This window comes from uncultured Sphingomonas sp., assembly GCF_964250165.1.
Classification (GTDB): Bacteria; Pseudomonadota; Alphaproteobacteria; order Sphingomonadales; family Sphingomonadaceae; genus Sphingomonas.
Window position 1 is genome coordinate 1 of the sequence record NZ_CAXUEK010000025.1, and the last position, 21247, is coordinate 21247.

Sequence of the window (21247 nt, forward strand, 5' to 3'; positions counted from 1 at the left end):
TTGGCCAGCGTCCCCTCCTCCATGGTGGGCGACAGCGCCGGCATCTTGATCTCGATCGGCATGGGGGCTCCCGTGGCTGAGCGTGCCGTCCTTCGCGCCGCCCCGGCAGCCGGTCAACCCCGTTGCGCCCGCGGCGCCACCGGTCCACGCTGGCGATCGATGCGCACTTACCTCGTGGTTATCGACGACACGCCCGAAAGCGGCATCGCGCTGCGCTTCGCGGCTCGGCGCGCGGTCAAGACCGGCGGCGGCGTCGAGATCCTCACCCTGACCGAGCCGCCGGAGTTCATGGCGTTCGGCGGTGTCCAGGCGACGATCGAGGAGGAGGCCCGGGTGCACGCGCAGGGGCTGGTCGCGGCCGCCGCGGGCCAGCTGCTCCAGGAGTCCGGCCTGCGTCCGACGATCACCGTGCGCGCCGGCGAAGGACCGCGCGTGATCCGCGAGCTGCTCGCCGCCGACCCGAACATCGCCGCCCTGGTGCTCGGCGCTTCGGCGCGCGGCGCGCCGGGGCCGCTGGTCGCGCATTTCGCGGGAGCGGACGCAGGCACGCTGCCGGTGCCGGTGATGATCGTTCCCGGCTCGCTCACGGCGGCCGACATCGACCGGCTGAGCTGAGCGCGCCCGCATGACTGGCCCCGCTTATCGTGAGATGGGCCGAACCAGCCGGCTATCATCGCGCGGGGGCCACGCCGCGCGCATGTCGGTCAACTGCAGCGTGCGCGGCCCGAGCTGCGTCACCTTCGTCATCGTCTTGCCCGGGTCGCCGACGTCGGGCGCGTAATCGCCGCCCACCTTCGCCTCGAGCGTCTGGCCCAACCCTGTCTTCAGGTGCAGCATGACCTTGCCGTTCTTGCGGAAGCCGAACTTGGCGCTGTCGTCATCAAAATCTCCCGGACAGAGATGATTGCGACCGCCGTTCTTCTTCGATCCCGATGCCCGGGGGGGGGCCAGTTGCCAAGTCGAAACTTGTGCCGACCGCGGAAGCGGGGCACGACCTGCGGCCATGCTCCCGCTCCTCCTCCTCGCCGCGGCGCCTCCGCTCGCCCCCTCGCCCGAGCGGCTGCGCGCCGATGTGGCAACGCTGGTCGGCTTCGGCACGCGCCACACGCTGTCCTCGCCGGATGATCCGAAGCGCGGCATCGGCGCGGCGCGCGCCTGGGCGGCGGAGCGCTTCGCCGCGATCGGGCGCGCGTGCGACGGCTGCATCACCGTCGAGCAGATCCATCGCCGCGCGACCGGCCCGCGCGCGCCGGGCGGCGTCGAGATCGTCGACGTGCTCGGCGTCCAGCGCGGCCGCGACCCGAACCGCGTCGTCATCGTCGGCGCGCATATCGACAGCCGCGTCACCGACGTGATGAACGCAAGCGCCGACGCGCCCGGCGCCAACGACGACGGCTCGGGCGTGGCGCTGGTGCTGGAGGCGGCACGGCTGCTGTCGCATCGCCGCTTCGACGCGACGATCGTCTATGCGATCTTCTCGGGCGAGGAGCAGGGCCTGTGGGGCGGCGAGCTGCTCGCCGACACCGCGCACGAGCGGGGCTGGACCGTCTCGGCAATGCTCAACAACGACATCGTCGGCAACACGATCGGCCAGGGCGGGGTGCGCGTGGCCGACCGGGTCCGCGTCTTCTCCGAGGGCATCCGCGCGTCGGAGGCGCTGCCCGAGCAGCAGGGGCGCCGCGCCGAGGGCGGCGAGGACGACGGCCCCAGCCGCGCGCTCGCCAAGGCGATCGACGGCGTCGCCGCGACGATTCCCGGCGGCCTGGACGTCTTCCTCGATCGTCGCCCCGACCGCTACGGCCGCGGCGGCGATCACGAGCCGTTCCTGAAGCTCGGCTATCCCGCCGTGCGCTTCTCGGTCGGCGCGGAGAATTGGGACGCGCAGCACCAGGACCTGCGCACCGAGAACGGCGTCACCTATGGCGACACGATCGATCGGATGGACTTCGCCTACCTGACCAAGGTGACGGCGATCAACGTCGCCACGCTCGCCCGCCTCGCCGCGGCGCCGGCCGCGCCGGCCGAGGCCTCGATCAGCGGCGCGCTCTCCCGCGACACGACCGTGAAGTGGGCCGCCTCGCCCGGCGCCGCGCGCTATCGCGTTCGCTGGCGGCGCACTGACGCGCCCAACTGGACCGACGCGCGCGACGTGACGGGGACGGAGACGGTGCTGCAGCAGGTGCCGGTCGACGACGATTTCGTCGGCGTCTCGGCGCTGTCCGCGGATGGGGCGGAGAGCCTCGTCACCTTCGCCGGGCGCGAGCGGCCGCGGCGGTAAGGGGAAGCGGCTGAGGCGGACCCGTCCTTTTCTTCAGCCCCGCGCAGGTGGCGATCCGTTATCGCTACGCATCGAACTGACCCGCTCGCCTGGCTGAATGGATTCCCGCCTGCGCGGGAACGACGGGGCTGCTCAAAAACCGACGCCGCCCCGGGGGAGTTGTCCGGAGCGGCGTCGCAACGGCCGTTCGCGCGGCCGTATCCTGGTCAGCTCCCGCGGACGCAGCGCGGGACCGGGCGCGGCCGGGGCCGCCACACCGGCTTGCGCCACACGCGCCGGACCACCGGGCGCGTATAGGTCACGCTGTCCTCGACGATCTCGGTCGTGGTTGTCGTCACCACCGGCTGCGTCTGCACGGTGATCGTCGTCACCGCGCCGCCATAGCCATAAGCGATCGGTGCGACATACCCGACCGGCGGGGCATAGCCGGGGCCGCCGGAGGTGGTGACGGTCACGGTCGTGCCGCCGTCTCGCGATACCCAGCTGGGAGGCGGGGGCGGATAGCCCGGCCCCGGCTCCCCCGCATGGCCGTCATCATAGCGGCGGCCGCGGGGCGGTGGCGGGGACGGATATTCCGCGCCATAGCCCGTGCGACGGCTATCGCCGCTGCTCGCCAGCGCATAACCCGCCGGGCCGCCGATGCCGTCGTCCTCGCGCCGCGCATACGCGCCACCGTGGTCGTTGCTGTCCCAGTCCAGTCCGCCGACGCTGTCATGCACCGACCCGCGCCCGTCGATCAGCACCGCATCGTCATAATAGCGGGTCCAGCGATAGCCCGGCGGCGGCGGCTGCAGGCCATAAGCGCGCCAGTCGTCGATGAAGAAGCGCGGCGCGACCCAGTAGGAGGGCAGCCGGAAACCGCGCTGCGGCGCGTGGTAGGCCGCCCAGCCGCCGGGCGCGTCACCGCCCCTCCAATGGCCGCCGTCCGGGTCGCCCCAGCGCCCCGCCGCTCGGATCGGGGGCTGCGGCAGCGGCGGATACTCCGCCACCGGCCCCGGCGGCGGATAGGTCGCGCCCGGCCCCGGCTGCACCACCCGCTGCGCCTCCGCCGTGGCCGCCGTCGCGAGCAGCGCGAGCACGACGCCGATGCCGGTCATCCTGATCCTCATCGGATCTGCCTCTTTCCTGTCTGCGGACGCGAACGCCCGCCGCCCTTGCCGGATTGCTTACCACCGCCGTGACGGAACCGAAACGGCCGGCACCGTCCCGATCCGGGTCAGCCGATCCGGGCCGCGAGCAGCGCCGCCAACGCCTCGCACCCGCGCGCGTCCTCCGCGTCGAAGCGGCCGGGCGCGGGACTGTCCAGATCCAGGACGCCGAGGAGCCGATCGCCCGCGACGAGCGGCACAACCAGCTCCGACCGGCTCGCCCCGTCGCAGGCGATATGGCCGGGGAAAGCATGGACGTCCGGCACGACCTGCGTCGCGCGCGTCGCCGCCGCCGTCCCGCATACGCCCGCGCCCATCGCGATGCGGATGCACGCCGGCTTGCCCTGGAACGGCCCCAGCACCAGCTCGTCCCCGATCAGCCGGTAGAACCCCGCCCAGTTCAGGTCCGGCAGCCACTGCCAGATCAGCGCTGCCGCGTTCGCCAGGTTGGCGACCGCATCCGGCTCGCCGGCGGTCAACCCATCGAGCGCCGACAGCAGCTCCCGATACGCTGCCGGCTTCGTGCCCCCGGTCGGCGTCCCGTCGAACACGCTACCCTCCGTCTTCGCGGCCACAGCGCCGAGCTCATCGCCGCGCATCCAGCGGCCCTGTCGATGTGCGTTACCGCCGAGGCCGGCACAAGCCTGTGCAGCGCAGGAGCAGTGTCGGCTTTCGCCCAATTACAGACATTGCTCCGTTCTACTGATCCAGGCACAAATGCCTGATGCCGGAAGTAGCCTGCCTTGTTTGTCCTCACGTGCTTTCTGACGAACGACCCGTTCGCTTGATGATCCATCACAACGACCGCACTTGGCAGGCCGTCTGTGGGCAGCGTGATCATTCGCCGGAAAGCGACGATTTCAGGATCGTCGGGGTTAACCATCTGTTTACCCGGCAGGCAGACTTGGAAGGACTTGAGACGCTTGCGCCAGCCCAAATCGCTGAGTGGATCGATGGGGACTGGATAGTGACCCCGTTTGATGAGGACGACCCGGACTAACGGCAGATATCCACCAACTCCGGACAATACCCGCCCCGGCCCGCTGCCTCAATCCACCGCCACCCTTCCCCGCCCCGCCTTCACCGCGCCACGCCCCTTCTTGGCGTCCACGCGTTTCGCCTTTGCCGACCGGCTCGGCTTGGTCTTCACGCGCCGCGCCTCGCGTTTCTCCGCCTCGCCAAGCAGCGCGGCCAGCCGCGCCCGCGCGTCCGCCCGGTTCTGCTCCTGCGTACGGTAGCGCCGGGCGGTGAGGACCAGCACACCGGCCGCGGTCAGCCGGCTGCCGGCGAGCAGCTTCAGCCGCCGCCACGTCTCCGGATGCAGCCCCAGCCGGAACATGTCGACGCGCAGCTGGCAGGCGGTCGCGACCTTGTTGACGTTCTGTCCGCCCGGCCCGGTCGCCGCCAGGAACCGCTCCTCGATCGCGTCCTGGGGGACCTCAACCATGCGGAAAACCCGCCTCGGCGAACCGCTCCGGCAGCGGCGCCTCGGCCGCAACCGCCGCCTTGCCGGGCCGCGGCAGCGTGATCGCCCGCGCGTGCAGCAGGAGGCCGAGCCGATCCGCCCGGCCATACACCGCATCCCCCACGATCGGCGCGCCCAGCCCCGTCGCCGCATGAACGCGCAGCTGGTGCGTCCGGCCGGTCGAGGGCGTGAAGGCGACCAGCGTCAGACCCGCCTCGCGCGCCAGCACCCGCCAGCCGGTGCGCGCGGCCTTGCCGTTCGGGTCGACCACGATTCGCCAGCCCGCGTCGCGCGTGCTCGCCTTGCCGAGCGGCAGGTCGATCACGCCCTCGTCCCCCGCCGGCGACCCGTCGAGCACCGCCCAATACAGCTTCGCCAACTCGCCGCGCTCGAACGCCTGCCCGAAGCGCGCCTGCGCCTTGGGATTGCGCGCGAGCAGCAGGCAGCCCGACGTGTCGCGGTCCAGCCGGTGCACCGCGACGGGCCAACGCCGGAAGCCGAAGCGCAGCGAATCCATGTGATTGGCGAGGCTCAGGCCGCCGTCGCGCGGCGGATCGACCGGCAGCCCGGCGGGCTTGTCGATCACCAGCGCCTCGCCGTCGAGGAAGAGGATGCGGTCCGGGTCCACGCGCGCGCCTTGCCACCCGCCGCGCGCCCATGCCAGAGGCTGGCGCGATGCGTGCGCCCGCGATCCTCCTGCTGCTCGCGCCCGGCGCCGCCGCCGCGCAATGCCCGGCGAGCGCGCCGATCGCGGCGGACGGCCGCGTGCTCGGCCACCTGCCCTATGGCGAAGTCGCGCCGGGCGAGCTGGTCACCGTGCCCGCCGGCATGGCGCTGAAAGGCCGGTGCCAGCTCCGCCCGGACGTCCTGCCCGACCTCCAGCGCCTGCTCGCCGCCGCCGACGCCGCCGGGCAGGGCACGCTGCGCCTCGTCTCCTGCCACCGCTCGCTGCCCTGGCAGGAGAGCGTGTTCTGCCGCGAGGCGCACACCGATCCCTCGGCGCGCGCGATTTCGGTCGCCCCGCCCGGCCATAGCGAGCACGCGACCGGCTATGCCTTCGACGTCGCGATCCGGCCCTCGCCCAACTGCCCGGACGTGGAGGGCTGCATGGCGGCGCTGCCGCTGTCGCGCTGGCTCGCCGCCAACGCGCCGCGTTTCGGCTTCGAGCAGAGCTTTCCGGGCGGCAACAGGCAGGGCGTGAAATGGGAGCCGTGGCACTGGCGCTGGGTCGGCACGGCCGCCGACGCGCCGGGCGCCGCCCGCGCCCGCGCGCTGTTCGCCCGCGCCCGGCGCGATTACCCGGCGGTGCCGAGCGTCCCCTGATCCTCCCGTTCACGGGGAGGGGGGACCATGACGCGAAGCGGCATGGTGGCGGGGCTCCGGCCGACGCGACGCCGCCAAGTCTGGCCCCCTCCACCACCGGCTGACGCCGGCGGTCCCCTCCCGTCCCGGGGAGGACTTCAGGCGGACAGCTTCGCCGCGGTCTGCGCCACCCGCTGACCCAGATAGCGCGCGCCCGCCAGCTCCTCGGGATGCGGCTGGCGGCTGCCATCGCCGTCCGAGATCGTCGTCGCGCCATAGGGCGAACCGCCGCGGACCTCGTCGACGCCCATCTGACCCTTGAAGCCGTAATCCAGCCCGACGATCGTCAGGCCCTGGTGCAGCAGGTTGGTGATGATGGAGAACAGCGTCGTTTCCTGTCCGCCATGCTGGCTGGCGGTGGACGTGAACGCCGCGCCGACCTTGCCGACCAGCGCGCCGGTGGCCCAGAGCCCGCCGGTGGTGTCCCAGAACGCCGCCATCTGGCTCGGCATCCGGCCGAAGCGGGTCGGCGTGCCGACCACGATCGCGTCATAGCCGGCGAGCGCCGCGGGCGACTCGATCACCGGGTGCGCGGTGTCGGTCTTGAAGTGCGCGGCCGTCACCACTTCGGGCGGCGCGGTCTCGGCGACGCGGCGGATGTCCGCCTCGGCCCCGCCCGCGCGCGCGCCCTCGGCTACCGCATCCGCCATCTGCTCGATATGGCCGTAGGACGAGTAATAGAGCACCAGCACCTTCGTCATGTCGCGTCTCCCTCAGTTTGCATCGACCAGAACGATCTCGGCGTCGTCCAACGCTTCGATCCGGTAATCGCCGCCCGCCAGCGCCACGCCGTCACGCGCGTCGACGCGCTCGCCGTCGATCAGCAAGGCGCCGGTCGCCGGCACGAGGTAGGCGTGCCGCCCCTCGTCCACCCGATGCTCCAGCGCCTCGCCCGCCGCGAGCGTCGCCGCCAGCACCCGCGCCTCGGCACGGATCGGCAGCGCGTCGGCGTCGTCGGGGAAGCCGCTTGCCAGCGTCGTCCAGCGCCCGGCGCGCTCGCCCTTAGGAAAGGGCCGCGCGCCCCAGCCCGGTGCGCCGCCCGCCGCGCTCGGCTCGATCCAGATCTGGAACAGCGTCGTCGGCTCGGCTTCAAGGTTGAACTCGGCATGGCGCACGCCGGCGCCGGCGCTCATCACCTGCACGTCACCCGCCGCGGTGCGGCCGGTGTTGCCCAGCGAATCCCGGTGCGTGATCGCGCCGGAGCGAACATAGGTGACGATCTCCATGTCGCGATGGGGGTGCGGCGGGAAACCGCTGTTCGGGGCGATCGTGTCGTCGTTCCACACCCGGATCGCGCCCCAGCCCATGCGGTCGGGATCGTGATAGCCGGCGAAGGAGAAATGATGCCGCGCGTCGAGCCAGCCATGATCGGCATGGCCGAGGCTGGCGAAGGGGCGGCGGTCGAGGCGCGAAAGCGTGGCGGTGGTCATGGTCAACCTCCTGTCGGTCGCAGCGGATATGGGGTGCCGCAGGGGTGCGTAAACAGAAACGCTGGAAACGGATCGTTTCCCGACGTAAAACCTCTCCGTCCCGGGGAGGACTTTAACGAATGCCCCTGCCTGATCTCGAAGCCTGGGCGACCTTCGCCGCCGTCGTCGAGCACCGGTCCTTCTCCGCCGCCGCCGAGGCGCTCGGGGTCGGCAAGTCCACCATCTCCAAGACCGTGGCGCGGCTGGAGGCGCGGCTCGACCAGGCGCTGTTCCACCGCACCTCGCGCCGCCTCGCGCTGACCGAGGCCGGCAAGCCGCTCGCCGAGCACGCCCGCCGCATCCTCGCCGAGGCGCGCGCGGCCGAGGAAGCCGCGCGCGGCGGCGATGCCGGGCGCATCCGTCTCGCCGCCCCGCTCGGCTTCGGCGTCGCCAACGTTGCGCCGCTGGTCGCCGCGTTCCTGCGCGAGCACCCGCAGGTCGAGATCGACCTCGTCTTGTCCGACGCCCGCGTCGACATCGTCGCCGAAGGCTTCGACCTCGCGCTGCGCATCGCCGACCTGCCCGACAGCTCGCTGCGCGCGCGCCGGCTGTGCGGTATCCAGACTCACCTGATCGCCGCGCCCGCCTATCTCGCCGCCGCCGGCGCCCCCGCGCACCCGGCCGAGCTCGCCAGCCATGCGCTGCTCGGCTATGCCAACGTGCCCGGCCCGTGGCGCTTCCGCGGGCCGGACGGCGAGGAGGCGAGCGTCCGCCCCGCCGGCCCGCTCGTCACCAACTCCGGCGAGGCGATGATCCCCGCGCTGCTCGCCGGCCTCGGGATCGCGCGGCTGCCCGGCTTCATCGTCGGCCCGCACTTGGCGAGCGGCGCGCTGGTCGAGGTGCTCCCCGCCTGGCGCAACGCCGCGGTCGGCCTCCATCTCCTCACCCCGCCCAGCCCGCTGCGGCCGGCGCGCGTCGAGGCGCTGATCGCCTTTCTCGCCGCCCGCCTGCGCGATCCCTGCGAGAGCACCTGATCCTGGAGGAACTTGGGCTGTCCTCCCACGCCCCGATCTGCCACGCTTCGGCCATGCCCGCGCCTGCCCCTTCCGACCCTACCGATCGACCGCCTCCGCCTGCCCGCGCCCGTCTCGCCCCCGACGCGGACGACGCGCGCTTCATCCGCCGCGTGCTGATCCTGGTGCTGATCCTGGCGGTCATCGCCGCGCTGGTCCGCGCCGGCGATCTGCTGATCCTCGCCTTCGGTTCGATGCTCGGCGCGATCGTCATCCATGCGGTCGCAGAGATCGGGCGCGAGCGGCTGCGCCTGCCCGCGCGCGCCGCGCTGCCCGCCGCCATCCTCTTCGTGCTCGGCGTGATCGCGTTCCTGATCTGGCTGTTCGGCGTCCAGTTCCGGCCGCAGGTGAACCTGCTCGTCACCCGCCTGCCCGATCTGCTGACCCAGCTGAATGCCTGGCTCGCGCGAAGCCCGGTGGGCGCGAAGATCGCCGATGCCTCGCGCGCCGCGTTCGCGGGCAGTCGCGTCGCGCGCGACATCGGCGGGCTGGCGCAGGGCGCTGGCGAGATGGTGCTCAACGCCATCATCCTGCTGGTCGGCGCGCTGTTCTTCGCGGCCGATCCCAAGGTCTATGAACGCGGCTTCCTGTTGCTGGTACCGCCACGGCACCGCGCGGTGTTCGAGGACGCGCTGTTCGACGCCGGCGCGACGCTGCGGCTGTGGCTGCGCGCCGAGCTGATCCAGATGACCAGCATGGGCCTGCTGGTCGGGACCGGCCTGTGGCTCGCGGGCGTGCCCTCGTCGGCCGCGCTGGCGCTGCTCACCGGCCTGTCGGAGTTCGTGCCCTATGTCGGCCCGATCGCGGCGATGCTGCCCGCGCTCGGTCTCGCCGCCACCGTCGGCACGCACCAGATCGTCGGCGTGCTGGTCACCGCGGCGGTCGCGCGGCTGATCCAGACCAACTTCGTCACCCCCTTCGTCACCAGCCGGGTGGTGGCGATCCCGCCGGCGATGACCGTCTTCTCGATCATCGGCATCGGCTACATCTTCGGGGTGTTCGGGCTGTTCTTCTCGGCGGCGCTGCTGGTCGTGATCTACACCCTCGTGCGCAGCCTCTACCTGCGCGAAGTGCTCGGCGAGCCGATCCCGCGCGCGGCGCACCAGCGGCTGTTATGGCCCAATCCGATCGCAGATTCGCACCGCGACTCGCCGGAAACGCTGGATTAACTCGGAATTTACCTTTTGCGTTCAGACCCCGTTTGGTTAATGAATCCGGCCAATCGCCCGGATGGGCAAAGGGTAAACGGGGGAATGCTGGCATGCGCGTGCTGCTGATCGAGGACGAGCCGACCACCGCCAAGGCGATCGAGCTGATGCTGACGACCGAAGGCTTCAACGTCTATACCACCGACCTCGGCGAGGAGGGCTTGGATCTCGGCAAGCTCTACGATTACGACATCATCCTGCTCGATCTGAACCTGCCCGACATGCACGGCTATGACGTGCTGAAGAAACTGCGGGTCGCGCGCGTCACCACCCCCGTGCTGATCCTGTCGGGCATCAACGAGATGGACTCCAAGGTCCGCTCGTTCGGCTTCGGCGCGGACGACTATGTCACCAAGCCTTTCCACCGCGAGGAGCTGGTCGCCCGCATCCAGGCGGTCGTGCGCCGCTCCAAGGGGCATTCGCAGTCGGTCATCAAGACGGGCAAGCTGGCGGTCAACCTCGACGCCAAGACGGTGGAGGTCGACGGCAGCCGCGTCCACCTGACCGGCAAGGAATATGCGATGCTGGAGCTGCTCAGCCTCCGCAAGGGCACGACGCTGACCAAGGAGATGTTCCTGAACCATCTCTACGGCGGCATGGACGAGCCGGAGCTCAAGATCATCGACGTCTTCATCTGCAAGCTCCGCAAGAAGCTCAGCATGGCCTGCGACGGCGAGAACTACATCGAGACGGTATGGGGCCGCGGCTATGTGCTGCGCGAGCCCGACGAGGTGCCCGCCGCCAAAGTCGCCTGAGCGTCACCCGAACGCCACAAATCGGACGCCGAACCGTCATGGAGAACGGTTAACGCCCCCTGCACGATAACCGGCAGGGGTAATGGTCATGAAGGTCAAGGCAGTGCTCGTCGCAGCGGCGGCGATGGTCTCGGTGCAGGCGACGGCGGCGCCCATCCTCCTCGCCACCGGACAGTTGAACGGCGCCACCGACCTTTCGGGGCTGACGGGAACGCTGGAGAACGGCCTTGCCGGCAACGTGCTGGGCGGCCTCGGCTCCGGCCTCGCCTATGTCGGCGGCAACAGCTTCCTGGCGCTGCCCGATCGCGGGCCCAATGCGACGACCTACAACGCCGCGGTCGACAACACCGTCTCCTACATCAGCCGCTTCCAGTCGGTGACCCTGGCGCTCACGCCGCAGTCCGGCACGGGCCTGCCCTTCGGGCTCAGCCCGCAGCTGACGGGCACGACGCTGCTCTACAGCCCGGACCCGCTGATCTACGGCACCGGCGCGGGGCTCGGCACCAAGGCGGACGGATCACCGCTCGGCTCGGGCTCGGCCCTGCTGCCGAATGCGGCGAACCAATATTATTTCTCCGGTCGATCGGACAATTTCGGCCCGGGCGGCTCGGGCAACCCGCTCGACGCGCGGCTCGACCCCGAGTCGATCCGGGTGTCGGCGGACGGGCGCAGCGTCTTCATCTCGGACGAGTACGGCCCCTACATCCGTCAGTTCGACAAGAGCACGGGCCAGCTGCTGCGCACCTATACGCTGCCGGCCAATCTGGACGTCGCACTGGTCTCCGCGCACGGCACGGACGAGGAGGCGAACGCCAGCGGCCGCGTCGACAACAAGGGCATGGAGGGCCTGGCGCTCACCCCCGACGGCAAGACGCTGGTCGGCATCATGCAGGCGCCGCTGCTCCAGGACGCCACGAACGCGTCCAAGCTGCTGCGCATCGTCACGGTGGACGTCGCCACGGGCGCGACGCGCGAATATGGCTATACGCTGACTACCGGCAGCGGGGTAAGCGAGATCGTCGCGCTGAACGATCACCAGTTCCTGGTCGACGAGCGCGACGGCAAGGGCCTCGGCGACGGTTCGAACGCGGCGGTGAAATCGATCTTCCTCATCGACATCACCGGCGCGACCGACATCAGCAATGTGGCCGCAGGCTTGGGGACGGGCTCGAACGCCACGCCGACCGTCAAGAAATACGCCACCCCGTTCCTGGACATCGTCGCGGCGCTGAAAGCGAACGGCTTCACCGCCGCGCAAATCCCGGCCAAGATCGAGGGGCTGGCGATCGGGCAGGACGTGACGCTGAACGGCCAGCTGCTGCACACGCTGTTCGTCGCCAACGACAATGACTTCCTGCCCGCCGCCAACCAGGCCGGTCCGAACCGGTTCTTCGTGTTCGGCTTCACGGACAATGATGTCGCCCTGGCGGCCGGCGTGCCCGAGCCGGCGACCTGGGGCATGATGATCCTCGGCTTCGGCGGCGTGGGCGCGGCGCTGCGGCGGCGGGCGCGCCGTCCCGCGACGGCCTGAGCGCATCAGCGTCGGAGGGGAGTCGCCTCGAACAGCGTCGGCCCCTCCGACGCCGCCGCATGTTCGCGGATCAGGACCAGCATGGCGGAGGTGTCGGGATGGCGAAAGTGTGCCTCCGCCGCCGTCCTATCGCGCCATCCCTCATAGAAGAACAATCGCATCCGGTCTGCGGCGTCGACGTACAGCCGGTGCCTTAGGCAGCCGTTCTCCCGCCGGGAGCGCTCGCTGGGCGCCAGCCCCTCCGCCCTGGGCCGATCGAACGCGCCGGGCTTGGCCGTGGCGCTGCCGGCGATGACGATCATTCACCCCTCTCCCACATCTTCTCGCCGCCGACCCAGGTTTCCAGCACCTGCGTCCGGCGCAGCTCGGTCGGCGAGGCGAGCAGCGGGTCGCGGTCGACGATGACGAAGTCCGCTCGCTGCCCCGGCGCCAGCGCGCCGAACCTGTCCTCGGCGAAGCCGGCATAGGCCGCCCCGCCGGTATAGGCCCACCAGGCCTGCTCGCGCGTCACCCGCTCGTCCGGCCGCCAGCCGCCGAAGGGCTGGCCGTCCGCGTCCTGCCGGGTGAACGCCGCCGCCCAACCCGCCCACGGGTCCGGCCGCTCCACCGGGAAATCGGAGCCGAAGGCGAGCGGCGCGCCGTTCTTCAGCATTGATGCCCAGGCATAGGCCCCGGTCAGCCGCGCCGGTCCCAGCCGCGCCTCCGCCATCGTCCGGTCGCTGGTCTGGTGGGTCGGCTGCATCGAGGCGATGATGCCGTGCGCGCCGAACCGCGGCAGGTCGGCGGGATCGACGATCTGCGCGTGCTCGATCCGCCAGCGGCGATCGCCCTTGTAGGTCTCCGACAGGTCCTCAATCGCGGACAGCACCTGCGCGTTGGCGCGGTCGCCGATGGCGTGCACCGCGACCTGCCAGCCGTCCATCGCCGCCCGGCTCATCCGGTTCCGCAGGACGTCGTCGCTCATCTGCGCCGCGCCGGTCTGGCCCGGCGCGTCGGCATAGGGTTGCTTCAGCCACGCGCCGCGCGAGCCCAGCGCGCCGTCCTGGTAGATCTCGCCGACGCCGCCCATCCGCAGCCGATCGGCGTAGAGCCACGGCGTCGGCCCCGCTCCGCCCACCGCCGCGGCGGTGTCGACGTCGACCGCATAGGACATGATGCGCACCCGCAGCGCGCCGCGATCGCCCATGCGGCGGAAGCTCAGCCAGTCCTCCTCCGTCGAGCCCATGTCCGCGACGCCGGTCACGCCATAGGCGAGCAGGATCGCCTGCGCCTTCAGGAAGGCGGCGTCGCGCTCCTTGGGCAGCGGCTGCGGCACCACCCTGTCGACCAGCGCCTTGGCCGCATCGACGAAGACGCCGGCGGGCGCGCCGCCCGGCCCGCGCTCGATCCGGCCGCCGGCCGGGGCCTGGCTGCGCGCGGTGACGCCCGCCGCCTTCAGCGCCGCGCTGTTCGCCCAGGCGGCATGACCGTCGGCGCGCTGCAGCCACACCGGCCGGTCACCGACCGCCGCATCGAGGTCGGCCGCGGTCGGGAAGCGGCCCAGCTGCCACCGCTCCTGGTTCCAGCCGCCGCCCAAGACCCACTTCCGGTCCGGGCTGGCGGCCGCATAGGCCCTGATCCTGGCCTGCGCATCGGCCAGCGACGTCGTGTCCGACAGGTCGAGCTCCAGCGCGCGGAATCCCAGCTCGATGACATGTCCGTGCGCGTCGATCATCCCGGGCAGCAGCACACGTCCCTTCATGTCCGCGCGCCAGTCGAGCTTGGCGGGCCGCTTGTCCTCGCGGGCCAGCAGCGCCGTCACCTTGCCGTCCGGGGACATCAGCAGCCCGGTGAAGCGGATCACATGCCCGCTCTTGTCCACGGTCATCCCGTTCACGTTGTCGATCAGCGCATCGGCGAAGGCGGGGGTGGACAGGAGGGCGAGGGCGGCGACGGCGAGCGGCTTCAGCATGACGGACGGCGTTAAGCGGTGTTCCCCCGCCGCGCCAGATGGTCTAGCCCGCGGCGATGGCCAGCCACGCCCGCCCTGCCGCCAGCGATGCGCTGCCCGTCTCGATCGCCGACATCCACGCTGCTCATGTCCGCATCGCCGACGCGATCGTCCGCACGCCCACGCTCATCAGCCGCACGCTGTCCGAGCTGACCGGTGCGACCGTCTTCCTCAAGTTCGAAAACCTGCAGTTCACCGCCGCCTACAAGGAGCGCGGCGCGCTCAACACGCTGCTCCAGCTGTCGGAAGAGGCCAAGGCGGCGGGCGTGATCGCGGCGTCTGCCGGCAACCACGCGCAGGGCCTCGCCTACCACGCGCACCGGCTCGGCGTGCCCGCCACCATCGTGATGCCGACCAACACGCCCACCGTGAAGGTGACGCAGACCGCCGGCCACGGCGCGACGATCATCCTGGAGGGCGACACCTTCGACGCAGCCTACGCCCATGCCCGGGTGCTGGAGGCGGAGCGCGGCTACACCTTCGTCCACCCGTTCGACGATCCGCGCATCATCGCCGGTGCCGGCACCACCGCGGTCGAGATGCTGGCGGACGCGCCCGCGATCGACACTTTCGTGACGCCGATCGGCGGCGGCGGCCTGATCTCCGGCATGGCGACGGTCGCACGCGCCGCGGACCGGCGGATCGAGGTGATCGGCGTCGAGGCGCGGCTGTTCCCGTCGATGTACAACCGGATGCGCGGCACTCACCTGCCCTGCGCCGGCGACACGCTGGCGGAGGGCATCGCGGTCAAGGAGCCGGGCGGCATCACCGCGCGCATGGTGCAGGCGCTGGTCGACGACATCGTGCTGGTGTCGGAACGGCGGCTGGAGGAAGCGGTGGCGCTGCTCCTCCAGATCGAGAAGACGGTGGTGGAGGGTGCGGGCGCGGCCGGGCTCGCCGCGCTGCTCGCCTATCCCGAGCGGTTCCGGGGCAAGACCGTGGGCGTCGTGCTGTGCGGCGGCAACATCGACACGCGGCTGCTCGCCAACGTGCTGCTGCGCGATCTCGCCCGCTCGGGCCGGCTGGCGCGGCTGCGGATCCGGCTGCAGGACGTGCCCGGCGCGCTGTATCAGGTGGCGCGCATCTTCGATCAGGAGCGCGTCAACATCATCGAGGTTTATCACCAGCGCGTCTTCACGACGTTGCCGGCCAAGGGCCTCATCACCGACATCGAATGCGAGGCGCGCGACCGGGCGCATCTGGAGCGCCTGGTGGCGGCGCTCGGCGAGGCCGGCTACGAGGTGCACCCGGTCGAGTTGGCGTGACACGAAGCCTCCTGCAGCGGTTAACCCTCTTTCATGGTAAAGCCGCTTTTCAGCAGCCTGCGTGCCCTTCATAAGGGTGTCGGGCCGCATCCGTGGTCCGTCAGGGAGAGGCCCCGCCGGTGACTGCGCCGTTCCGTTTCCCGCGCTTCTTCGTCACCAGTCCGTCGCCATGCCCCTATCTGCCGGGCCGGCAGGAACGCAAGGTGTTCACCGAGCTGAACGGCCCGCACGCCGCCGAACTGAACGACGCGCTCGGCCGGATCGGCTTCCGTCGCAGCCAGGGCGTGGCGTATCGGCCGAGCTGCGCCGGTTGCGCCGCCTGCGTCTCGGTGCGGGTCGTCGCGCGCGACTGGATCGCCAACGCGACGCAGCGCAAGCTGATGCGCCGCCATGCCGATCTGGAGGTGACGGCGTGCCGCCCCTGGGCGACCGACGAACAATACCGCCTGCTTCGCCGCTACCTTGCCAGCCGGCATCCCGGCGGCGGCATGGCCGGGATGGACGAGGACGATTACGCAGACATGATCGAGCACTCGCCGGTCAATTCGTTCGTGCTCGAATATCGCGAACCGGCGCAGGGCGGCCGCCGCGGCAGGCTGGTCGGCGCCTGCCTGACCGACCGGCAGGCGGACGGCCTGTCGATGATCTACAGCTTCTTCGCCGCCGACGAGGGCCGCCGCCCGGGGCTGGGCAATTTCATCATCATGGACCACATCACCCGCGCCCGCGACGCGGGGCTGCCCTATGTCTATCTCGGCTATTGGGTGAAGGGGTCGGAACGGATGGCGTACAAGACCCGCTACCGTCCGATGGAGGTGCTGGGGGCGGCCGGCTGGCGGCCGCTGTCCGAAACGGAGTCGCAGCTGGAGCCGCGCCGGCGCGAACTGGCCTGAGAGCCGCAAGCGCCGCGGGTCACGCCTCCCGGTGCACCGCGACGTCGACGTCCAGTTCCTCCACGCCCGAGCCCAGCCGCGAGCCTGCGACCGGTGCTGCGCCTGCGCTGTCGAGCGCAGCGGCGACGCGGACGTAACGCTCCTCGGGACAGTCGCCGGTGCACGGGTCGAAGCCGATCCAGCCGATGCCGTCGACATGCGCCTCCACCCAGGCGTGCGGCGCCGGCGCGTGCTCGTCGCCGTCATCCGCCAGATGGTAGCCGGAGACGTAGCGCGCGGGGGCGCCGATCGTGCGCGCGGCGACGATCAGGATGTGCGCCAGATCGCGCGCCGTGGCGGCGTTCTCGGCCCAGGCGGCGCCCGCGTCGAGCGGCGGACCGCGCCGCGCCCGGCCGGCGGGTCGCTCCGCGTGCAGCGCGTCGTTCAGCCGGTGCAGCGCGCCCAACCGTTCCTCGCCCGCCGCGATGGCCTCGGCCCACGCTGCGATCGCCGGATCGGGGGGCGTCAACGGGCTGGGGCGCAGGAACAGCGCGGGCGGCAGCGGCTCGGCGACGCCGTGCACCACCCCGTCCGAATGGCTGGTCACCACCTCGCCCGTCACCGCGATCTCGATCCCGTCGAGCGGCCCCGCCGCGTAGAGCATGGTGATCGCATTGCCGAAGCCGTCGCGCCCGGGCTTCAGCCGCGCGTCGCAATCGACATGGATGTCCCAGCTCGCCACCGTCTGGTCGTGGCCGGCCGTCGGCGTCAGCCGGAGCAGCTGCACGAGGCCGTGCTGCGGCTCCGAGAAGCGATAGGTCGTGCGATGATCGATCGACAGGCGCATCAGACGAAGCTGAACTGCCGCCCGATCGCGGCGTGCAGCTGGTCGGTCTCGTGCAGGAACGCCTGCAGATATTCGTGCAGGCCCGAGACGATCACCTCGCCCGTCCGGGTCTTGGCCATGCGTTGCGCGCGCAGCCGCGCCATGCGGTCCGCCTCGCCGTGACGGCCCGTCTGCCGCGCCAGCAGGCCGAGCACCGCCACCGTCTCCTCCACCGACGCCGCCAGGCTGCGCGGCAGCTCGGCCCGCGCGAGCAGCAGGTCGATGACGTTGGCGACGGTGAGCCCGTCCGAATAAAGCCAGCGATAGGCGGTCACGGCGGAGACGGTCTGCAGGATCGTCGTCCACTGGTCGCGGTCGATCAGCCCGCCGACCACTTCGCCTTCGGGCAGCAGCAGGTGATATTTGACGTCGAGCAGCCGCGCCGTGTTGTCGGCGCGCTCCACCGCCTGGCCGAGCCGGATGAACCAGGTCGTCGGGTTGCGCAGCATCCGGTGGATCGCGCCCTCGAAGCCGCGGGTCTCGGTCTTCACCGCCTCCACCAGCTCCAGCGTGTCGGTCAGCTCGCACTCGTGCGGCCGCTGTTCGAAGGCGAGCCAGGCACGGTTGATCGCGGTCCAGGCCTCCCGCGTCAGCGCCGTGCGGACCGCCCGGGCGTTGGTGCGCGCCATGTCGAGGCAGCGCACGATCGAGCCGGGGTGCGTCTCGTCGACGGTGAGAAAGCAGGCGACCTCCGCCTGACGCGCCGCCGCGCCGGTAGCGGCGAAGGCGGCCTCGTTGTCGGTCACCACCAGCGCCGAGCTCCACGCCGCCTCGCCCGCCGGCCGCGACGACAAGGTGTCGAGCCGGGCCGTCGCCTCGACGAGCCGCGCGACGAAGTCCGCCCGCTCGCAATAGCGGCCAAGCCAATACAGGGCGGAGGCGGTGCGCGAGAGCATCTAGTCCTCCACCGCGCTAGCGGGGGAGGGGGACCATTCGCCCACTTCGGGCGGATGGTGGAGGGGGCGCGGGCGAGCGGCAGGACGAGCCCCCTCCACCCCCGCGCCTAAGCGCGGCGGTCCCCCTCCCCCGCTATCGCGGTGGAGGATGATCGGGCTCACGCGGCACCCCCCTGGCTCTGCGTCATTCCGCCCATGGTCTGCGTCTGCCGCAGCCCCGCGGGCTCCTCAAGCAGCACGAAGCTGTCCTTCGTCCCGCCACCCTGGCTGGAGTTGACCACCAGCGATCCCTCGCGCAGCGCCACGCGCGTCAGGCCGCCGGGCACCACCTGCACCCCGCCGGCCCCCGTCAGCACGAAGGGGCGGAAGTCGACATGCCGCGGCGCCACCCCGCCACCCGCCAGCGTCGGCACCGTCGACAGCGCCAGCGTCGGCTGCGCGATGTAGCGCCACGGCTCCGCCGCCAGCACCGCGCGAAAATCGGCGATCTCCTGCCTGGACGCCGTCGGCCCCACCAGCATCCCGTAGCCGCCCGAGCCGTCGACCAGCTTCACCACCACCTCGTCGAGATGATCGAGCACATAGCCCAGCGCCTCGGGCTCGCGGCACCGCCAGGTCTCGACGTTGCGCAGCTTCGGCTCGCCGCCGGCATAATAGCGTACGATTTCGGGCATGTAGCTGTAGATCGCCTTGTCGTCGGCGACGCCGTTGCCCGGCGCGTTGATGATCGCGACATTGCCTGCCGCATAGGCCGCGATCAGCCCCGGCACGCCCAGCATCGAATCCGGCCGGAACACCAGCGGATCGAGGAAGTCGTCATCGACGCGCCGATAGACCACATCCACCTGCACCGGCCCGGCAACCGTGCGCATCCACACCCGATCGTCGTCGACGAACAGGTCGGCGGCCTCGACCAGCTCGATGCCCATCGAGTCCGCCAGGAAGCTGTGCTCGTAATAGGCCGAATTGAAGTGCCCCGGCGTCAGCACCACGCAGACCGGCGGCGTGCCGCTCCCGCGCGGCGCGACCGACTGCATGGTCTGGAGCAGCCGGTCGGGATAGCTGTCCACCGCCGCCACGCGTAGCGCGCGGAACAGCTCGGGGCACAGCCGCAGCATCGCCTCGCGGTTCTCGAGCATGTAGCTGACGCCCGACGGCGTGCGCGCGTTGTCTTCCAGCACCCAGAAATCGTCGGGCCCGGTGCGCACCAGGTCGATGCCGCAGATATGCGCGCGCACGCCGTGCGGCGCCTTCATGCCGGCCACCTCGGGCCGGAACTGCGGGTTGCCGAGCACCAGATCGGCGGGCAGCACGCCGTCCTTCAGAATGTGCTGGTCGCCGTAGATGTCGTCCAGGAAAGCGTTGATCGCCTCCACCCGTTGCACCAGCCCTTCGGACAGCCGCGCCCATTCGCCCGGCAGGAAGACGCGCGGCACGATGTCGAACGGGATGATTCGCTCCGCCGTCTCGCCGTCGCCATAGACCGCGAACGTGATGCCGAGCTGGCGGAAGGTGTGCTCCGCGGCGCGCTGGCGGCGCTCCAGCTCATCGCCGGGCGTTGCATCGAGCCACTGCCCGACGGCGGCGAGTTCCGGCCGGGCGACGCCCTCGTGCCCCATGATCTCATCGAACGCCGGTCGTTGCGCCATCGGAACCATCAAGACTCTTTGCCACGCCCGGTTCCGCTCGGCGATGACGAAGTTACAATGCGGCCAGCAGGCCCGGCGTCAGCACCTGCGGCAGCACCCGCGGCTCCGCCGCACCTGGCGCATAGTAGAGATAGAGCGGCACGCCCGCCCGGTTATGGGCCTCGATGAACCGCCCCAGCGCCGGATCGCCACCCGTCCAGTCGCCCACCAGCACCGCCACGCCCTTGCGCCGGAATGCGGCCTGCGCGGTGGCGGTGTCGATTGCGACGCGTTCGTTGACCTTGCAGGTCAGGCACCAGTCGGCGGTGAAATAGGCGAAGACCGGCCGCCGCTGCGCGCGCAATGCCGCCAGCCTCGCCTCGCTGAACGCTTCCGCTCCCGCCGTCGTCGCCGCCGCGGGCCGCTCGACCGGCAGCAGCGTCACGCCGATGACGCCGATCACGACCAGCCCGCCGAGCAGCGCCGGGCCGATGCCGCGCCCCTTCGCCTGCGCCGCGCCGACCGCCCACAGCAGCACCGCGAGCAGCAGCGTCAGCGTCAGCGCGAAGGTCAGCGCGTCCACCCCCGCCTGCCGCCCCAGGACCCAGCCGAGCGCGATCGCGGTCAGGAACATGGGCACCGCCAGCACGCGCCGCACCCGCTCCATCCACGCGCCCGGCCGCGGCAGGCGGTTCCGGAGCGTCGGCACGAAGCCGACAGCCAAGAACGGCAGCGCCAGCCCGATGCCGAGCCCCGCGAACACCGCGAGCGCCGCCGGCCAGGGCAGCACCAGCGCCGCGCCCAGCGCCGCGCCCATGAACGGCCCGGTGCAGGGCGTCGCGATGATCGCCGCCAGCGCGCCGGTCATGAACGCGCCGCCCCACCCTCTCGCATTCTGGCCCGCCAGCTCGCCCATCGGCGGCATCGGCAGCTCGAACAGCCCCGCCAGATTGAACGCGATCCCCGCCGTCAGCAGCAGCAGCAGCAGCACCGCGACCGGGTTCTGCAGCTGGAACGCCCAGCCGACGCTCGCCCCGCCCGCGCGCAGGCCGAGGATGATGCCGCCCAGCGCCAGGCACACCAGCACGACGCCCGCGGTATAGGCCAGCGCCTCGCCGCGCGCATGCGCCGCGCTCGCGCCGGACCGCGCGAGGCTGAGCGCCTTGAGGCTCAGGATCGGGAACACGCACGGCATGATATTGAGGATCAGCCCGCCGAGCAGCGCCCCCGCGAACGCGAGGAGTGCCGCCCCCGCCCAGCCCTCACCGCCGCCCACCACCGTGCCCGCCACCGTACCCGGCGTGGCGTGAACCTCCAGCCCCTGCCCCGCCCCGATCCGCAACACGCCGTCGATCGGCCCCGCCGCCTTGCCGGTGGTGACTAGCAACAGCCGGTCCCCGTCGCGCGTCACGGTCTGGTGGGCGGCGTAATCGATCGCACCGGCGGTCTTGGGAAAGAAATAGCCGTCGGCCAGCGGCGCG

The 21247-nt window shown here is 71.4% G+C and carries 21 protein-coding genes and 3 pseudogenes (1 of these 24 cut by a window edge); 11 read left to right on the forward strand and 13 right to left on the reverse strand.

Going from position 1 to position 21247, the window contains the following annotated elements; genetic code table 11:
• The first annotated feature begins 159 nt into the window (after positions 1-159).
• Entirely contained in the window at positions 160-615 is a 456-nt protein-coding gene (locus ACFE64_RS07345) for a universal stress protein (RefSeq protein ID WP_375391808.1), read from the forward strand.
• A gap of 24 nt (positions 616-639) precedes the next feature.
• Here the strand turns inward: ACFE64_RS07345 and ACFE64_RS07350 are convergent, their stop codons facing one another.
• Positions 640-1005 (reverse strand): hypothetical protein, encoded by a 366-nt coding sequence (locus ACFE64_RS07350; RefSeq protein WP_375391809.1) that lies wholly within the window; start codon positions 1003-1005, stop codon positions 640-642.
• Here ACFE64_RS07350 and ACFE64_RS07355 point away from each other — a divergent pair.
• The gene (locus ACFE64_RS07355; RefSeq protein WP_375391810.1) at positions 1004-2278 is read left to right on the forward strand and encodes a M20/M25/M40 family metallo-hydrolase; all 1275 of its coding nucleotides are present in this window, start codon (positions 1004-1006) and stop codon (positions 2276-2278) included. The two genes, ACFE64_RS07350 and ACFE64_RS07355, sit on opposite strands and share 2 nt — an antisense overlap.
• Before the next feature lie 206 nt (positions 2279-2484).
• Here ACFE64_RS07355 and ACFE64_RS07360 read toward each other — a convergent pair whose 3' ends face one another.
• Both ACFE64_RS07360 and ACFE64_RS07365 read right to left on the reverse strand, forming a co-directional pair.
• Positions 2485-3387: an RcnB family protein gene (locus ACFE64_RS07360; RefSeq protein ID WP_375391811.1), complete on the reverse strand. Its 903-nt coding sequence runs from the start codon at positions 3385-3387 to the stop codon at positions 2485-2487.
• Between the two features lie 107 nt (positions 3388-3494).
• A complete protein-coding gene (locus ACFE64_RS07365; RefSeq protein WP_375391840.1) occupies positions 3495-3977 on the reverse strand; it encodes a GAF domain-containing protein in 483 nt (160 codons plus the stop codon).
• Positions 3978-4213: 236 nt separating this feature from the next.
• Here ACFE64_RS07365 and ACFE64_RS07370 point away from each other — a divergent pair, with 236 nt between their 5' ends.
• The gene (locus tag ACFE64_RS07370; protein WP_375391812.1) at positions 4214-4426 is read left to right on the forward strand and encodes a hypothetical protein; all 213 of its coding nucleotides are present in this window, start codon (positions 4214-4216) and stop codon (positions 4424-4426) included.
• Positions 4427-4474: 48 nt separating this feature from the next.
• Here the strand turns inward: ACFE64_RS07370 and arfB are convergent, their stop codons facing one another.
• Together arfB and ACFE64_RS07380 are read right to left on the reverse strand one after the other, a co-directional pair.
• A complete protein-coding gene (arfB, locus tag ACFE64_RS07375; RefSeq protein WP_375391813.1) occupies positions 4475-4873 on the reverse strand; it encodes an alternative ribosome rescue aminoacyl-tRNA hydrolase ArfB in 399 nt (132 codons plus the stop codon).
• The gene (locus ACFE64_RS07380; protein WP_375391814.1) at positions 4866-5519 is read right to left on the reverse strand and encodes an RluA family pseudouridine synthase; all 654 of its coding nucleotides are present in this window, start codon (positions 5517-5519) and stop codon (positions 4866-4868) included. Before ACFE64_RS07380 ends, arfB begins: the two co-directional genes overlap by 8 nt.
• A gap of 47 nt (positions 5520-5566) precedes the next feature.
• On the opposite strand from ACFE64_RS07380, the gene ACFE64_RS07385 reads away from it, so the two are divergent.
• A complete protein-coding gene (locus ACFE64_RS07385) occupies positions 5567-6214 on the forward strand; it encodes a M15 family metallopeptidase (protein WP_375391815.1) in 648 nt (215 codons plus the stop codon).
• 137 nt (positions 6215-6351) lie between these two features.
• Here ACFE64_RS07385 and wrbA read toward each other — a convergent pair whose 3' ends face one another.
• Positions 6352-6954 (reverse strand): NAD(P)H:quinone oxidoreductase, encoded by a 603-nt coding sequence (gene wrbA, locus ACFE64_RS07390; RefSeq protein WP_375391816.1) that lies wholly within the window; start codon positions 6952-6954, stop codon positions 6352-6354.
• Positions 6955-6966: 12 nt separating this feature from the next.
• Positions 6967-7683: a pirin family protein gene (locus ACFE64_RS07395; protein ID WP_375391817.1), complete on the reverse strand. Its 717-nt coding sequence runs from the start codon at positions 7681-7683 to the stop codon at positions 6967-6969.
• A gap of 119 nt (positions 7684-7802) precedes the next feature.
• Here ACFE64_RS07395 and ACFE64_RS07400 point away from each other — a divergent pair, with 119 nt between their 5' ends.
• The 5 genes and pseudogenes from ACFE64_RS07400 to ACFE64_RS07420 all read left to right on the forward strand — a co-directional run.
• The gene (locus ACFE64_RS07400) at positions 7803-8696 is read left to right on the forward strand and encodes a LysR family transcriptional regulator (RefSeq protein ID WP_375391818.1); all 894 of its coding nucleotides are present in this window, start codon (positions 7803-7805) and stop codon (positions 8694-8696) included.
• Positions 8697-8749: 53 nt separating this feature from the next.
• On the forward strand, positions 8750-9904 hold the full coding sequence (locus ACFE64_RS07405; protein ID WP_375391819.1) for an AI-2E family transporter: 1155 nt from the start codon (positions 8750-8752) through the stop codon (positions 9902-9904).
• Positions 9905-9996: 92 nt separating this feature from the next.
• Complete coding sequence (ctrA, locus tag ACFE64_RS07410; protein ID WP_375391820.1) at positions 9997-10698, forward strand: response regulator transcription factor CtrA; 702 nt, start codon at positions 9997-9999, stop codon at positions 10696-10698.
• Positions 10699-10822: 124 nt separating this feature from the next.
• A pseudogene (locus tag ACFE64_RS07415) lies at positions 10823-12040 on the forward strand (esterase-like activity of phytase family protein); the annotation flags it as partial.
• A 66-nt stretch (positions 12041-12106) separates the two neighbouring features.
• Positions 12107-12229: pseudogene (locus tag ACFE64_RS07420) on the forward strand (PEPxxWA-CTERM sorting domain-containing protein); the annotation flags it as partial.
• Positions 12230-12234: 5 nt separating this feature from the next.
• Here the strand turns inward: ACFE64_RS07420 and ACFE64_RS07425 are convergent.
• Together ACFE64_RS07425 and ACFE64_RS07430 are read right to left on the reverse strand one after the other, a co-directional pair.
• On the reverse strand, positions 12235-12531 hold the full coding sequence (locus ACFE64_RS07425) for a putative quinol monooxygenase (RefSeq protein ID WP_375391821.1): 297 nt from the start codon (positions 12529-12531) through the stop codon (positions 12235-12237).
• A complete protein-coding gene (locus ACFE64_RS07430) occupies positions 12528-14180 on the reverse strand; it encodes an amidohydrolase (protein WP_375391822.1) in 1653 nt (550 codons plus the stop codon). The genes ACFE64_RS07425 and ACFE64_RS07430 overlap by 4 nt, the downstream gene beginning before the upstream one ends.
• Before the next feature lie 56 nt (positions 14181-14236).
• Between ACFE64_RS07430 and ACFE64_RS07435 the strand changes: the two genes are divergently transcribed.
• Complete coding sequence (locus ACFE64_RS07435; protein ID WP_375391823.1) at positions 14237-15484, forward strand: threonine ammonia-lyase; 1248 nt, start codon at positions 14237-14239, stop codon at positions 15482-15484.
• A 119-nt stretch (positions 15485-15603) separates the two neighbouring features.
• On the forward strand, positions 15604-16377 hold the full coding sequence (locus ACFE64_RS07440) for an arginyltransferase (protein WP_375391824.1): 774 nt from the start codon (positions 15604-15606) through the stop codon (positions 16375-16377).
• 19 nt (positions 16378-16396) lie between these two features.
• Here the strand turns inward: ACFE64_RS07440 and ACFE64_RS07445 are convergent, their stop codons facing one another.
• The 4 genes and pseudogenes from ACFE64_RS07445 to ACFE64_RS07460 all read right to left on the reverse strand — a co-directional run.
• Positions 16397-17203 (reverse strand): transglutaminase N-terminal domain-containing protein, encoded by an 807-nt coding sequence (locus tag ACFE64_RS07445; protein ID WP_375391825.1) that lies wholly within the window; start codon positions 17201-17203, stop codon positions 16397-16399.
• Positions 17203-18138, reverse strand: coding sequence for an alpha-E domain-containing protein (locus tag ACFE64_RS07450; RefSeq protein WP_375391826.1), 936 nt, complete (start codon positions 18136-18138; stop codon positions 17203-17205). Before ACFE64_RS07450 ends, ACFE64_RS07445 begins: the two co-directional genes overlap by 1 nt.
• 158 nt (positions 18139-18296) lie before the next feature.
• Positions 18297-19787 carry a circularly permuted type 2 ATP-grasp protein gene (locus tag ACFE64_RS07455; RefSeq protein ID WP_375391827.1) on the reverse strand — a complete coding sequence of 497 codons (1491 nt, stop codon included), beginning with the start codon at positions 19785-19787 and terminating at the stop codon, positions 18297-18299.
• Positions 19788-19839: 52 nt separating this feature from the next.
• A pseudogene (locus ACFE64_RS07460) lies at positions 19840-21247 on the reverse strand (protein-disulfide reductase DsbD family protein) (it continues 758 nt past the right edge of the window).